11 protein-coding genes are annotated in these 13,898 nt (G+C 42.2%); 5 read left to right on the top strand and 6 right to left on the bottom strand.

Annotated elements, in window-relative coordinates; translation table 11 throughout:
* Positions 1-73: 73 nt before the first annotated feature.
* The 5 genes from AC1MEO_RS09660 to AC1MEO_RS09640 all read left to right on the top strand — a co-directional run bounded on the left by AC1MEO_RS09660 (position 74) and on the right by AC1MEO_RS09640 (position 7,073).
* Positions 74-511 carry a hypothetical protein gene (locus AC1MEO_RS09660; RefSeq protein WP_480335949.1) on the top strand — a complete coding sequence of 146 codons (438 nt, stop codon included), beginning with the start codon at positions 74-76 and terminating at the stop codon, positions 509-511.
* A 379-nt stretch (positions 512-890) separates the two neighbouring features.
* Positions 891-2,930, top strand: a complete 2,040-nt coding sequence (locus AC1MEO_RS09655; protein WP_480335947.1) for a glycosyltransferase family 4 protein — start codon at positions 891-893, stop codon at positions 2,928-2,930.
* Positions 2,920-4,221, top strand: a complete 1,302-nt coding sequence (locus tag AC1MEO_RS09650; RefSeq protein ID WP_480335945.1) for a glycosyltransferase — start codon at positions 2,920-2,922, stop codon at positions 4,219-4,221. Before AC1MEO_RS09655 ends, AC1MEO_RS09650 begins: the two co-directional genes overlap by 11 nt.
* A gap of 29 nt (positions 4,222-4,250) precedes the next feature.
* Positions 4,251-5,588: a uracil-xanthine permease family protein gene (locus AC1MEO_RS09645; protein WP_480335943.1), complete on the top strand. Its 1,338-nt coding sequence runs from the start codon at positions 4,251-4,253 to the stop codon at positions 5,586-5,588.
* Between the two features lie 810 nt (positions 5,589-6,398).
* Positions 6,399-7,073, top strand: a complete 675-nt coding sequence (locus AC1MEO_RS09640) for a metallophosphoesterase family protein (protein WP_480335941.1) — start codon at positions 6,399-6,401, stop codon at positions 7,071-7,073.
* A gap of 266 nt (positions 7,074-7,339) precedes the next feature.
* On the opposite strand, the gene AC1MEO_RS09635 is transcribed toward AC1MEO_RS09640, so the two are convergent.
* From AC1MEO_RS09635 to AC1MEO_RS09610, 6 genes are all read right to left on the bottom strand, one after another.
* A complete protein-coding gene (locus AC1MEO_RS09635; protein ID WP_480335939.1) occupies positions 7,340-7,774 on the bottom strand; it encodes a hypothetical protein in 435 nt (144 codons plus the stop codon).
* Between the two features lie 271 nt (positions 7,775-8,045).
* Positions 8,046-8,912, bottom strand: coding sequence for an alpha/beta fold hydrolase (locus AC1MEO_RS09630; RefSeq protein WP_480335937.1), 867 nt, complete (start codon positions 8,910-8,912; stop codon positions 8,046-8,048).
* Between the two features lie 25 nt (positions 8,913-8,937).
* Positions 8,938-9,330, bottom strand: coding sequence for a hypothetical protein (locus tag AC1MEO_RS09625; protein WP_480335935.1), 393 nt, complete (start codon positions 9,328-9,330; stop codon positions 8,938-8,940).
* A gap of 582 nt (positions 9,331-9,912) precedes the next feature.
* Entirely contained in the window at positions 9,913-10,869 is a 957-nt protein-coding gene (locus tag AC1MEO_RS09620) for a calcium/sodium antiporter (RefSeq protein WP_480335933.1), read from the bottom strand.
* 189 nt (positions 10,870-11,058) lie between these two features.
* The gene (locus tag AC1MEO_RS09615) at positions 11,059-12,102 is read right to left on the bottom strand and encodes an aromatic acid exporter family protein (protein ID WP_480335931.1); all 1,044 of its coding nucleotides are present in this window, start codon (positions 12,100-12,102) and stop codon (positions 11,059-11,061) included.
* Between the two features lie 145 nt (positions 12,103-12,247).
* Entirely contained in the window at positions 12,248-13,735 is a 1,488-nt protein-coding gene (locus AC1MEO_RS09610; RefSeq protein ID WP_480335929.1) for an amidase family protein, read from the bottom strand.
* Positions 13,736-13,898 lie beyond the last annotated feature (163 nt).

Here is a 13,898-nt window from a genome sequence, read left to right as displayed (position 1 = left end):
TGGTATTATCTTGCCTAGAAGGAATTGCAACATTCATGAGGGATAGATGAATTGAAAAGGATGGGATAGCAAAGTGAACAAAACCGTAGAACAAAAAATGAGCGAGCTGCTCGAAGCGTTTAACCGTTTTCCGAATTGCAAGATTGAAAAAGATGTGGACGACCGGCTTCTGATCGCCAGCGATAAACCAGTTCCCTGGAGTGGCGCGGAATCGTCGCATAAAATTGGGTACATTACGCCTCATAAATCGGCGCTGGGCCTCTATATTGACTTTCCGCATAATTATTTAGACATTGACAAGGTGGAGGATATCATAGATCCCGAAGAAACATTGAATTACTACTCGCCAGGCAAAAAGGCTTCAGCAGTGAAAAGCTGGTGGCGGTTCCGGTCAGACGAGAAATTCGACAGCATCCACCTGGTTCTGAGAAAAACAGAGCTGGAATTGTATGATTTCAAGAGAGAAGAATGGGTACGATTGATGGAAGAGATCACGGCTGTTCATAAGTAATTGATAGTCTAGCCGAATGGCGGGACTTCAATAGCGCTCTTATGCCGAACAAATTTCAAGTTACTAACTATATTTCCACACTTGCTGAATCAACCTGGCAGGTGTGTTTTTTTATTGTCCCGCACTCAGTAAGTGGCCTGAAGGAGTGAGGAAAGTATAGTGTATCCTTTATATCTAATTGGTAGTTAACTATGCAGTACAAAGCAATGATGTATAAGGAATAGAGTATATTTGCACCTAATTGCTTCAAAATTTTTGGCATTAATTGGCATCTTTCGGTTTATTAAAAAGAATGAAGAAACGTCTGAGTATATAGTAGCACCACCTGTGGTATAGAATAGGAAGAAACTGATCTACTAAAAGCATTGGAGGGTGAAAAATGAATGAGTTTATTGAGTTTAGAAATCGTGTTTATGACAATGAAAGTAATCATAGTTATCCTCTCCAATTTTTAGATGAGTACATAAATAACAGTAAGGCGATAAACTCCGATGAAACAAGAGTGATCAAGCAAATTCGAACGATAAAGCAACTAGAGCTGAACAAGCAACTAAGTGAAAAAGAAATAGATGAATTGATCTCGTTTTTGGGAGAGCATTCCTCTACAGACCGATTTATAGTAGATGCTGTTTTAAACTTATTCACTGATGAGATCAAGCAAGGAGTAGAGAGAAAAATAAAAGACGTACTATTGAACCAACAGTATGATAGTCAAAAGCTCTATCACGTTTTGGACATTTGTATTGAATGTGGTCTAGATAGTTTAAGTGATGACGATATCTTATTTATGCTTCAGAAATACAAACTGGATTTAGAGATCACTTCTATCTTACTGGACTATATGGATCGTTTTAAAAGACACGGATTTAAAGATCATCTCCATAAATTGTTGACCTTAGATTACCCAGATAGCATAAAAATCCAGGGAATAAATTTATTAGCGAACTTGTATTCAAGAGAAGCTGTTGATCAATCATTTGTGGAGAAGCATATAAGAAATGAGAAAAACAAAGTGTTTTTTGATAGTTATATGGACTTTCTCAAGACAGATTTCAAATTTGAAAAGCCAGGTGTTTCAATTTTGCAGTCAATGTTTTATGGAGATTTTGAAGGCAGCGGGAAAGGAAACAATGGAGGGTTAGCCGTATTATTAAAAGGTTTGGGTGAAGAGATATCGAAAGATAGTCGTATATCCCATGTATTTACGATTACGATAACTCAAGAATTAAATAAGCCCTTTATAAGCTTTCATGGAGATAAACATATATTTATTAGATTGCCAATCTATTTAGATCAGTCGGTAAGGGACAAGTTTATCAAAAGAGAGTTATTTATAAAACGATATATAGCCAATTTTTTAAAGCAGTCAAACATAAAGCCCGATGTCTTTCATATCAGATTTCTGGACAACGCTTCTAAAGCGGTTGCTCATCTATGTAAAGAATGGAATAGAAAACTTGTATTTACACTAACGCCAGACCCACACCGAAACATGTTTGATGGAAGGGGCCAGTTAAAAGAACTTGATTTTAACGAGCTGATTGAAAAACTGAACAAGATAAAAATAGGTGATGAATTAATCCACACAAGCGATGGAATCGTTGGTATAGGGAATGCAGATGTGAAAACAGAACTTGAGGTATATTTCCCTCAATTTAAAGATGAAAATGTAAATAGAAAAATAAAAATGATAGGTGAAGGCATACAACTAGAAAAATCAATTGATGTAGAGGACATGGCTATATTTTCAAATCGCCTTATACCATTAAGTGAAACAACGAAAGCCTTTTTTGAAAGACCTGTAATCTTAAACGTAGGGAGACTATCTGTTTTAAAAGGGCAGATTGAACTTTTAAAAGCGTGGTCAAACTCCAAGCTTTCGGAAACTCATAATCTTTTAATAATCGGGGGAGACCTAGAGAGACCCAATAAAGAAGAAGAAATGGTTATGGATTTTTTTAAGGATTACTTACAAAGGAATCCTCAATTCAAAGACAGGTTCATACATAAAGGTGCCATGTCGAATTTGGATATAAGATTGCTTGAAAAGAATATTATTAAGAGAGACTTTACCCACCCTCATATCTATCTGTGCTCAAGTGTAAAAGAAGAGTTTGGCATAGCTATTCTAGAAGCTATGTCGATAGGATTTCTAACCCTGGGCCCGATAAAAGGTGGGGTTAAAAGTTATATGAAAAATGGGGAAAATGGCTTTTTAATCGACACAAGCAATTGGGAAACGATTGCAAAGGACGCGGAAAACCATCTTTATGATTCTAAAATCGATAAAGATGAAGTTAAAAAAATTCAAGCTGCAGGACAAAAAACGGTAGATGAAAATTTTTCGATTAAAAAGATTTCAAATGAGTTTGTATCATTTTATTTGTCTTTAAAAGGAGAAGAAGATCATGAAATATAAAAAAATATTTTTTATCAGTCCCCCTTTTTATTCGCATTTTAACCCGTTGTTGGTGTTAGCCAAAAGTTTTCAAGAATATGGTGCAGAAGTGACCTTTGGCTGCAGTATAGAATTTAAGGAAAAAATATTGAAAGAAAATTTGAATTTTTATGAAATCGATATAAGTGCAAATAAAAATACAGGCAAAGGTGAAAACACCATACAACCAGATACTGAGAGAATAAGATTGGAAGAATTTTTTGAGTCGACAAGAAAAGGTGCAGTAGAAACACTGATTACTCAGTCTCGCCACAGAAAGGCTGATATGCTTTACAATCCACAAGAGCTTATCGATAAGATAAAGTTCATAGATGATTCAATAGATGTTGATCTTTATGTGGTGGACATATTGTCGTACTCTGTTACGCTGAGCCTGTATTTTTTAGGACTGCCTTTTGTCACATTTTGTCCGCCTCATCCCAATACGATTCCAAAAGAAGGAAAGTATTTTAATGTACCGAAAAACTGGCCTGAGGCGATAACGGTCAAGGAAGAAGATTTGAGGATGCTAAAGCAGGTTTCAACTCAAACCCAGAGAGAATTTACTGAAGTTTTCAACGATATTATTACTGGAAACAAGTCTATTGAAAAAATCAGCAATGCGTTTAGTTTGGTCTCTGAAATAGCTGTGATCTACAACTATTTTGATTTTAACAACATTGAAAAAAATGAAGAAAACCCAAAGGAACTATTTATCGGGAATTCATTTGAAGTGGCTGCGTTAGACGAAGAGTGGCTGGAAAAAATAGATACAAAAGAAAAAATCATCATGATCAGTTTAGGGACTTTTTTATCCAATCGAAAAGATGTACTTGAAAAACTGATCCTATCGTCCAGAGAAAGTTACCCTGATGCGCTATTGATCGTTTCTGCAGGCAGCAATGCGGAGGAATTAAAAAAATACAGTTCGCCCAATACCATCATAGAAGATTTTATCCCGCAAATCGCGCTGATGCATTATGTGGACACCGTTGTCTTTCATGGTGGATGCAACACGTTAACAGAAGCGATGTACCATGGAAAAGAGATGGTCATCTTACCATTTTCCAGCGATCAGTTTAATATCGCCCATGATGTTGAAAAGAATAATTTAGGAAGAGTGCTGGATCCAAATAATTTCAGCAAAGAAGAACTAGCAAAGGCATTTACTGAAATAGAAGAGATTTCCAAAGACAATTTGCTGCATTGGCAAAACATCTCAAGAGAAAGAGGAGCCGATTATGCAGTAAAAAAAATATTGGAGATCGAATAAAATATAAAAAAAGTGGAAAGAGGTGTTTTATGAAAGAAGCAGTTGGATATGAAGCGAAAGTTAAAAATACAAGTAAATATGATATAGATGGTGTACCCCCATTAAGAGAAGCAATACCTTTGGGATTGCAGCATATTTTTGCAATGTTTTTAGGGAATGTTGCTGTCCCGATTATCATCGCAGGTGTGGTTGGCATCACCGGAACGGATTTAACGATACTGGTTCAAAGTGCCATGATCATGGCAGGAATTGCAACGATTATCCAATGTTACCCAATATGGATGATTGGCGCACGGCTCCCGGTAGTGATGGGTACCAGTTTTGGATTTCTGCCTACAAATATCGTGATTGCAAGCTCCTACGGCATATCAGGATTGTTGGGTGCAAGTCTGATAGGTGGTTTATTTGGCGGAACCTTAGGATTTTTCATAAAGAAATTAAGAAGGTTTTTCCCAAAGATTGTAACAGGTACCGTAGTTCTGACGATCGGTTTGTCACTTTTGCCTACAGGTATTGTATCGATGGCTGGAGGAAGTGGATCTGCAGATTTTGGGTCAGCTAAAAACTGGCTGGTGGCTTTGCTGGTATTGGCCATTGTGCTCTTTTTAAATCGATATGCAAAGGGAATGGCGAAAACCTCCTCTATTTTAATCGGCATTGTCATAGGATATATGGTGGCTTTGCCACTGGGGATGGTAGAATTTACAGCCATAAGAGAAGCTACCTGGTTCTCAGTTCCACAACCCTTTTATTTTCCCATGGAATTTTACTGGGGAGCTATCCTCCCGATGTTAATTATGTTTATCGTGACATCTGTTGAGACAGTTGGAGATGTTACAGCAATGACTACTGGGGGAGCAGGCAGAGAACCTACAAAAAATGAGCTTTCCGGCTCAGTCATAGCCAATGGTTTTACCTCTTCTCTGGGAGCGATTTTTAATTCTTTGCCAAATACATCTTTTAGCCAAAATGTAGGAATGATCGCATTTACAAAAGTAATGAGTAGATATGTCGTAGCTGTTGGCGCTGTGTTTTTAATACTGGCTGGTCTTATTCCTAAGATTGGAGCCCTTGTATCTACCATGCCGCCAGCAGTTATTGGAGGTGCCACAGTCATTATTTTTTCTCAGATTACGTTAACAGGCATAGACATATTGACGTCAGAGCCTTTAAACGAAAGAGCAAAAATTATCATTGGGTTATCTTTGGTGTTTGGACTCGGATTAAGTCAAGTACCCGATGCGATGAACGCGTTCCCAGAAGTTATCAAGTTGCTGTTTGGCGGATCTGGAATAACAATAGCCTGTTTTGTTGCTATTGTATTGAACCAAGTCATTCCAGAGGAATCAATGAAAGAAGACGCATAGGCGAAATCATGCCCCTGTAAAAAAAGGATTCAAATAATAAACTATATGAGTTGAACTAAAGAATTTACTTTTTTAACTCAATAAGAGTGAAGAAACGAAGAAAGTGCTCCAGGCGGACGCTTTCCGCGGACGAAGCTAGCGCAGCGATGCAGGAGCACCTCTCTGCCCTTCGCCGCCTTCCGCTCTTTCTTCTAAGCATCTTCGTACATTTGATCAACAGGATATGGAGCAAACTAGCGGAGACTCCAGCGGGAGCAGTGCAACGACATACAAGAAATCCACTCGGGCGTTTAGCCTGAGTTAGTTCGGCGCAAGCCCGTAGGAAAGATACGGCCGAAAGGAATTCGGGTCGTATCTTTGCGACGAAGCTAGCGTAGCGATGCAGGAGCACCGAGTTTTTAGGAGCTGGTTTGTGGAATATCCATAACAGAGGCGTTAAAACATTAGTTCAACTTATATAGATTTCCTACACTAACGCGCCCGCTGGATTCCAATTGCGGGTGTGTTTTTTTGATTCATTCATTAGGATGGATTGTGTGAGAATTAGACCGAACACAAGGGGGCGTTTAGGGACTACTGAAAGTCAAAGAATCCTGCCCTCCACAAATAGAAAGTTCTAAACGATTCTTGCTGTGTCGCTCCGCAGGAAATTAAAATCTATTCTGAGAGACATTTTTATCCGGCAAAAAGGAATATAAGGAATAACCAGTGCAGCAGTGTAAAAAAGTATAGAAAAGAACAGATTCCCATTAATCGAAGCTGGGGGCTTACGAGCAGTTTTGGAAGAATTTGAGCAGAGGGGTGCAGACGATGAAAAGAATCTTGGCCATCAGCGATATTCACGGAGAGCTTGAACTTTTTGATGAGCTGCTGCAGAAGGCGGAATATGACGCTGTCGGAGATCAGCTGATTTTACTAGGGGATTACGGAGACCGCGGCCCGGATTCAAAAGGGGTTTTGGAGCGGGTCATCGCATTGAAAAAGCGGGGTGCTATTGTCTTAAGGGGCAATCATGATCAAATGATGCTGGACGCTGCAAACGATGAACCCGGTGCGAAGCAGATCTGGGCAAGAAATGGGGCACTTGCGACATTGCAAAGCTATGATCCATCCATAAAAGACATGACGCTTCCAACGGCAGCTGTTTTTTGGGAGCACATCGATTTTATTAAGGAAACGGATTATTACCATGAAACGGATAGCTTCATTTTTGTGCATGCGGGCGTTCAGCCGGATCTGCCGGTTGGGCAGACAGACCCGGCGATCTTGATGTGGATCCGCGATGAATTTTATAAAGCCTATTCGGGAGAGAAGACGGTAGTATTTGGCCATACACCGGCGTTTATGCTGCGGGGTACAAAAAATTACGATGTCTATTTTGGCGACAATCGGATTATTGGCATTGACGGAGGCGCGGTTTATGGCGGACAGTTGAATTGCCTTGAGTTGCCGAGCCGAAAAGTCTATAGCGTGAGGAAGTATTGAAGGAGAGAAATGAAGGTCTTATCCCTGGCAAAGAATCAATTCTAAACGGTTAAGGGGTTTTCTTTTAATTGTGTCGCTCTCTGGGAAGCAGAGCCGAGTTGATTATAAATAATAGAACCTAAAAACTTAATAGACTACAATTTAGACCTGCAAAAAACCGAATGCGTTAACACTCGGCCGGTGCAGGACAAGCTGTATAAGAGCGGCTGGCCAAATTGGAGATGTTCTAAGAGCAACCGCCTACAATTCTGGCAGGGAGAGGGCGGTTACTTCTTTTTAGCTCGCACTGTCTTTAACCATTTTTCATACTTTCGCTGATCCGGTTTCCAATTGCGGATCGTCTCCTGGAGTTCCACTAGTTGCTGCATGTAATGATAAATTTCGGCAGAAAAGATTCCGTCTTGACCTTCAAGTCGGTAATAACCCCAATATGGATCGAGCGTTTCATCTAACCATTCGATTAAATCCGTTTTCTTTGGATATCCAAAGAAAACGCTTTTATGCAAGTCCACCTCATAATTCATCATCCACTCCTCATAAATCCGCCTCATTGATTCGTAGTCATCAATGTAAGGGTGATCGAAATCATCCGGCCCTTCTTCAAATTCCTCGAAACAATCTTCCGAACAAAAAACATTCCCCAAACTGTCTACCCGTCGGTCGATCCTTGGTTTCTTTCTGCATACTTTACAGCGTTTCATTCGATCCCTCCTTGTCTATTAAGACTATACATAGGGATGCTAAAAACTGTTATATCAAGAAAATTACTTTCCTGTGTTGAATCAGGTTTAAGGCATACGACAATACTGTGTAAGAAAAAATCCGTAGTCAGAGGAATGGCCATTCTTACAATAGAGAGATTGAAGCGCAGGAATTATTCCTTTAAACGAATTAAAAAAGCCAGTCGTCGGTGAAAACCCGATAACTGGCTTTTAGTAGCAAGAGTTTGAATCTGACACTTAAAACACGCTGTTAAGCTTTTGAAGTAGTGGATTCTCCTATAAAGCTCAAAGCTTCTTTTAAATAGTTTCTGAACACTTCATGGTTTTCACTCATTGGGAAATGTCCGATGTCGGTCATCTCGATAAATTTCGCGTTTTTTATTTGATCCGCTGTACGCTTGCCATCTTCAGGGGTGGTCAAGTAGTCGTAAGTTCCTGTCATCATGACGACTTTGATTTTATCCCCCTGAATTTGGTCGAGTTTTCCACGCAAGTCATGGTCGACAGAATAGAAGTAAAGGTCTCCTTTGAATGCTTCAGATCCTTGTGTGTAATAGAACCATGTGGCCCAACGGTATTTGTCCGGCGATTGGGGAGCCATTAAATCCCAGACTCCGCTAGCGCAGACTTGTGCTGCGTTTGCGTGTGGATGGTGCCACCAGTCCAGATAAAAGCCAGGAGCATAATCAGCAGCTTCTACAGGGATGACCGCTTCAAAGCGCTCTGGGTAGTGAAGTGCTAGCTGCAGCGCTACATTTCCTCCGAAAGATGATCCCATAAAAATCGGCTTCTCCAGTTCAAGCGCATCACAAAAGGCCACAATGAATTTTGTGAAAAAGTCCGCAGTTAGTTTATATTCTTCCTTCCACCATTCACTATTCAGCGGAGGATCTGATTTTCCGTGACGCGGAAGGTCATAGGCAATGATGCGGTAATTTTGTGTGATTTCTTCATCTTCAAGAAGCCCGGTCCACTGATGATTGTGGCATCCAGCTGTGTGTTGGCATACTATCGGTTGCCCCGTTCCATTCTCCAAGTAGAAGACTCTGTATTCTTCTCCTTCAACTTCAAAGCTTACATAACGGCCCGTTACCGGTGAAATTTTTGAATTAGCCACTAGTATTTCCTCCTCTTGATTTAGTTTAAACTGGCGATCCGACTTCTCGAAGCAACTCTAACTGCGTTGTGATGCAACGGAGATTTTGCATTAACACAATTAAATCTCCTTCAAGTTTCATATCGCCTTGAAAGCTGGCTGCCCAAATCCCGTGATACATGGGAGGTGGTGTAGGCATGGAAAATTTCTGCCATGTATCTGCACTGGCACGGATGGCAAATTGATACGAGTCGAGAGGACCCGGATCCACAGTGATTTTTTCGACCTTTCCAGCATGCATTTGAAGAAGAATCTTTTGGGTTTCCATATCCAACAAATACGTGCAAGTGAAAAATTTTCCATGCGCAGATAATTCTTCGTTTGTATCATTTGCTTCTTGAAAACTAGTCGCCCATTGTTGTTCTTTAGCAACTGCCATAAGTTATTGCCTCCTTGTGTTTTTTAGTAGCGCCTCTTTTTCACGAGTTCCAAAGCTAGTAAAGTCATTGCTTCATATGATGGTTGAAGGGAAAGGACCGTATCAAACCTCCTTCCAAAATAAATAGCGCTATTAAATCAGAATATTCAGTTTATATTGTAACACACCCTTCCAACGAATAGGAGTATAACTTTGGGAATTGCGTCCAGCTGAAGATGTGCCCTATTCCGGCAATACAAACTAACCGCCATTCCGAAAGGGAATGGCGGTTGTTTTGGTTATGTTCACATTAAAAACGATTGCCAGCGATGAAGACAATTCAAGACATGCCCCTCATCCAGCCCAAGAAAACCGAGGCAACCAGCGAAGTAACCTTCTGTTGCCTGCATGGATTTTTCCTTGTGTGGGTTGTATCCAGAGAGCGGCTGGCTAAATTGGAGATGTTCTAAGAGTAACCGCCTACAATCCTGGCAGGGAGAGGGCGTTTACTTCTTTTTTATTGATGGCAATTGCATAGATGATGATTAATAATTAGAAACTTCACTAAAACTGCTCTATTTTATCTACATTCATTTACATCGTTTAATTCCTCAAAATAATATAAATAACATAAACGATATAGATGACGGCTAAAACCGAACCTTCAGTCCTTGAAATCTTATACTTAGTTCTTGCAAGAATCATCAACAGAATGGATACAAGAATCATTACCCATACATCTAGAAATATCTTTGAATCAACAGTTAAAGGACTGATAGCTGCTGAGGTTCCTAGAATGAAGAAAATGTTGAAAATATTGCTGCCAATAATATTTCCTAAAGCAATGTCCACTTGTTTCTTCAAAGCTGCGGTTACAGAGGTGACCAGCTCGGGAAGTGAAGTGCCTACAGCAACTATCGTTAAGCCAACTAAGGTCTCACTCATTCCAAGTGAAAGAGCGATCTGAATGCTGTTTTCTACAACGAGGTTGCCGCCGAACACGATGGCAGCAAGTCCGCCGATTGTTAAGAACGAATTTTTCACCTTGGACACGTTCGCGGTGTCAGCGAGATTTTCTTCTGTGTGCAGCCGTTCTTTCCTTGCGACTTCAAAAATATAGTAAAGAAAAACCGCGAAGAAAAGGAGCAGGATAATGCCTTCAGTTCTTGTAATGAGGTTGCTTTCTAAGGATTGGAGTTGAATATCGCTGATCAGAAGGATCAATGCAACGGAGCCCAATAAGGCGAAGGGAATTTCTTTCCGTATGGTCTCGCTTTGAACCATCAAAGGGAAAACCAGGGCTGTAACCCCTAAAATGAACGTGATGTTAAAGATGTTACTGCCGACTACATTCCCGATAGCTACATCACTGTTTCCTTCGAAGGCTGCAATAAAACTGACGGACGCTTCCGGTGCGCTTGTACCGAAAGCTACAATCGTTAAGCCGATCAATAAAGGCGACACTCTCAAGCTTTGCGCTATTTTCGAAGCTCCTTCTACAAAATAATCAGCTCCTTTGACTAAAAGAGCGAATCCTACTAATAATAAAAGATAAGTCATGCGTTATTCACTTCCTCCCTAATTATTCCTTTTATTCTTAAGAAAAGTAATTTTACTCTTTTCTATGCCCATACCCTTCAAATTATTGTGAAAACCATAAATTTTTTCACTCTGATTAAAAAACTGTTCAATACCAAACGGCGTACCGAAAACAGCACTGTTTCTGGTACGGCCGTTTCTTGATTACATTCACTCTGCCGCTTCTCTTGCGGCCTTCACGCTATTCGGGTCAAAGAAATTATCGACCAAATCATAAATGGTGATGAGCTCGTAAAGAATCTTGAACTCGGGCGGGAACAGGATGGGGTGCATGGCGTCGCTTGTCGATACGCTTTTGCTGTCTTCCCAAAAGAAATCGGTGATGATTTTTAATTGGTCCTGATGCTTTTCGTGGTCGTAGTCATTGGAATGCTGCAAGTCGTCGGCAAGCTCTGCGACGGCGCGCATGATGATATTCCGCTCAGCTGGCGACCACGTAATGCTATGCAGCGGAATGCGGAGCAGCGCGTTCAAATGGAATTCCAGGTTATGCAAAAACAGCAATTGCCTTTCCGCCATGCGAAGCTCAGCTTCCCGGTTGCGGACCCAGGGGTATAAACTGAAATCATCCCGATGGAAATGGATTAATTTCTCCGTCTTTCTGATTTCCGTGGTCAGCCGTTTCACCAGCTCCTTATCTTTTTGAAGATTCGCATCCCCTTCAAAGAGGATTGTATGGAATGTGTGTTCCAGCATGGTTCCTGCACGTTCGCTGATGCTTTGGACGCTTTTTAGAATATCTGTCCGGTAGTTTGGCGGGAAAATGAGCATGTTCACCGCGGTGGAAACAAGCAAACCAACAGTCGTTGTACCGAGTCTGATGAAGAATGAAACCAGCACATGATCGTGGATGACTTCGACCATGGCGACAGATGTCAGTGTGGCAACGAGCAAGCCGGCATGCAGCTTGAGTTTATAGCATACTGTAATCGTGGCAACAGCAGCGAGTGTGTAAGTAATCGGAGCGTTGCCGAAGAGTGTAATAAACAGAACAGCGAATGCCGAACCGATCGCCGATGCCGGGAACCTTACAAGTCCCTTTTTTATCGAATCGCTGACTGTCGGCTCAATCGAAACAATGGCCGTGATGACCGCAAAGACAGGCGGCCAGTTAAGCCATTGACAAATGACGGCTGTTAAAAATATGGCTATTCCTGTTTTTACAATTCGACTGCCTTGGAAAGATCGATTCATATGTTAACCACCATCTTTTTTATGTAGTATTTTTTCTGTAATTCAGTATATCATCCATTTCTGGATAGGCTGCAAGATAATTTAGATTCCATACGAAGGCACACCCGCAAGAGAATCAACTGCGGGTGTGCCTTTTTTCATTTAATCAGCTTTGCGAATTGTGCAATACAGAAGAAACAAAATGATGAAGAGCTGGCGCCCGCCGTTTTCGGGTCGCCTGTTCATAAGAGTAGGCCAGTTCGATTAAGCGCGGTTCGCTGAAAGCCTGGGCGCTGAACGTGACACCGACGGGATGCCCACTGCTCGTGTAGCCGGCAGGGACGGTGATGGACGGATAGCCCGCTCTTGCCGGCTTGGCGGCGCCGCGGTTGTTTTGGAATAACAGCGCATCCAGCTGGTATCCGCTCATGACGAGGTCCAGTCCTTCAGAAGTGGAGCAGCGCCAATCGATTTCCCGGTGTTCCATGTATGTTGGGTCAGTCGGGTCGTCACTTAAAGACTGTGATTTTTCCAGTTCCTCTTGCCCGAATTTCATGCGGCGCTCGGGATCTTTTTTATTGAACGCGATGACATCCGCCAGTGATTTGACCGGCACCTCATCAGGGAGGGTTTCAAGATATGCGTTGACACCTCGCTTGAATTCATACCATAAGACGTCCGATTCGAATGATTGCTGGGGAATCGTCACTTCTTCGACAGTGGCGCCGAGCAGTTTCATTTGTTCGATCGCCTCATTCATAATGACCCGTTCTTCCGGCTCTTCATTGTTTAGATAAGATAGGTCGACGCCGATGCGGGCGCCTGTTAAGCCGTCCGTTTTCAAATGCGGCGTGTAATCGGCCAATGCGCGCCCGGCACTCTCCTGTGTCGCTGGGTCCTGTACGTCGACGCCGGTCATGGCGCCGAGCAGGATTGCAGCATCTGCAACTGTGCGAGCCATGGGTCCTGCGGTATCCTGGCTTTCAGAAATCGGGATGATGCGCGAGCGGCTGACGAGTCCGACCGTCGGTTTGATGCCGACGATGGAATTGGCGCTGGCTGGGCTCAAAATCGATCCCGAAGTTTCGGTGCCGACGCCGACAACCGCGAAATTCGATGCAATGGCGGCACCTGTCCCTGAACTCGAACCGCCGACATCACCGGCTTTAAAAAGATCGACTCCGTAAGGGTTCAGCACTTGTCCACCAAGTGAACTGTAGCCGCTCACACCATCTTTCGACATGAAAAAAGCCCATTCGCTCATGTTCACTTTGCCGAGAATGATGGCACCGGCATTTCGAAGTTGCGCAGCGACAAAGGAATCCTGCTTGGCAAAATTCTGTTCCAGTGCGATGGCGCCGGCTGTCGTCGGCATCGGGTCCGCCGTTTCGATATTGTCTTTCAGCAACACAGGAATGCCGTATAGCGGTCCCTGACCGTCCTGCCCGCGCAACTCATCCAGCCGGGCTGCAATTTTCAGCGCGTCTGGATTGACGGTTAAGACGGAATTGATTTTCGGGCCGTTTCGGTCAAACGTTTCAATCTCTTCAAGGTAGGCCTGCACCAATTCCACGGAAGTCAGCCGATTTTCCTGAAATGCCTGTTGAATTTCTTCGATTGTCGCTTCGATAAGTTTGAATGAGTTTGTCTCCATCTGAGGGCTCCTAACTAGTTTCGGGAATGTAGTTAAGTGTACACCAATTCCTAATTTTAAATAAAGTGCGGATTTCAAGTGGAATTCATTCAGAGCCAATTCTGTATTCTTGGCGAGTGCAGTATGGCTTTCAAGGACCGAATAATTTGAGTTCGCAATCAGG

This window comes from Planococcus sp. BI3 (assembly GCF_056680115.1).
Note: the sequence above shows the minus strand (reverse complement) of the source record. Positions and strands in the feature narration are given on the sequence as shown.

Bases quoted from the DNA above. Each gene is read 5' to 3' on its own strand.
- AC1MEO_RS09610 (WP_480335929.1), bottom strand. From the start codon at position 13,735: ATGGAGACAAACTCATTCAAACTTATCGAAGCGACAATCGAAGAAATT.
- AC1MEO_RS09625 (WP_480335935.1), bottom strand. From the start codon at position 9,330: ATGGCAGTTGCTAAAGAACAACAATGGGCGACTAGTTTTCAAGAAGCA.
- AC1MEO_RS09645 (WP_480335943.1), top strand. From the start codon at position 4,251: ATGAAAGAAGCAGTTGGATATGAAGCGAAAGTTAAAAATACAAGTAAA.
- AC1MEO_RS09640 (WP_480335941.1), top strand. From the start codon at position 6,399: ATGAAAAGAATCTTGGCCATCAGCGATATTCACGGAGAGCTTGAACTT.
- AC1MEO_RS09650 (WP_480335945.1), top strand. From the start codon at position 2,920: ATGAAATATAAAAAAATATTTTTTATCAGTCCCCCTTTTTATTCGCAT.
- AC1MEO_RS09655 (WP_480335947.1), top strand. From the start codon at position 891: ATGAATGAGTTTATTGAGTTTAGAAATCGTGTTTATGACAATGAAAGT.
- AC1MEO_RS09620 (WP_480335933.1), bottom strand. From the start codon at position 10,869: ATGACTTATCTTTTATTATTAGTAGGATTCGCTCTTTTAGTCAAAGGA.
- AC1MEO_RS09615 (WP_480335931.1), bottom strand. From the start codon at position 12,102: ATGAATCGATCTTTCCAAGGCAGTCGAATTGTAAAAACAGGAATAGCC.
- AC1MEO_RS09635 (WP_480335939.1), bottom strand. From the start codon at position 7,774: ATGAAACGCTGTAAAGTATGCAGAAAGAAACCAAGGATCGACCGACGG.